Annotated in this window: 1 CRISPR repeat array. The window is 34.1% G+C overall.

From position 1 onward, the window contains the following. Nucleotides 1-2: 2 nt before the first annotated feature. A CRISPR array of direct repeats spans nt 3-551; the repeat unit is 30 nt; unit sequence ATTTCAATTCCAATAAGGTTCAATTATAAC. Nucleotides 552-554: the final 3 nt, after the last annotated feature.

Below are 554 nucleotides of genomic sequence, written 5' to 3'. Positions count from 1 at the left end.
CAATTTCAATTCCAATAAGGTTCAATTATAACGCGACCCCGTTACGTTGTAACGTAAGCGCATAAAATTTCAATTCCAATAAGGTTCAATTATAACAAATACAGAGCACACGGTTTACATGCTCACAAAATGATTTCAATTCCAATAAGGTTCAATTATAACCTTTCGTCCGAAGCCACCCACAGCCGCATAATGTATTTCAATTCCAATAAGGTTCAATTATAACGTAGCCCCAGCGTGCAACATAGTCATTATAAAGGATTTCAATTCCAATAAGGTTCAATTATAACTCAGGTTCTACCTGCAGACATCTCCGGGCTATTTATTTCAATTCCAATAAGGTTCAATTATAACTTAGAGGAAAGTCTTACTACAACGAGTGGGTATAATTTCAATTCCAATAAGGTTCAATTATAACGAGAAAGGTTCCTTTATGCTTGACTGGTATCAACGCAGATTTCAATTCCAATAAGGTTCAATTATAACAAGTTCGATTTGAACTTAGAAACCTCATTGTCGAAATTTCAATTCCAATAAGGTTCAATTATAACTAA

Source organism: Prevotella sp. HMSC077E09 (assembly GCF_001814685.1).
GTDB classification, from domain to species: Bacteria; Bacteroidota; Bacteroidia; order Bacteroidales; family Bacteroidaceae; genus Prevotella; species Prevotella oris.
The sequence above is the reverse complement of the archived record's forward strand: the minus strand, read 5'-3'. Positions and strand labels throughout refer to the sequence as shown.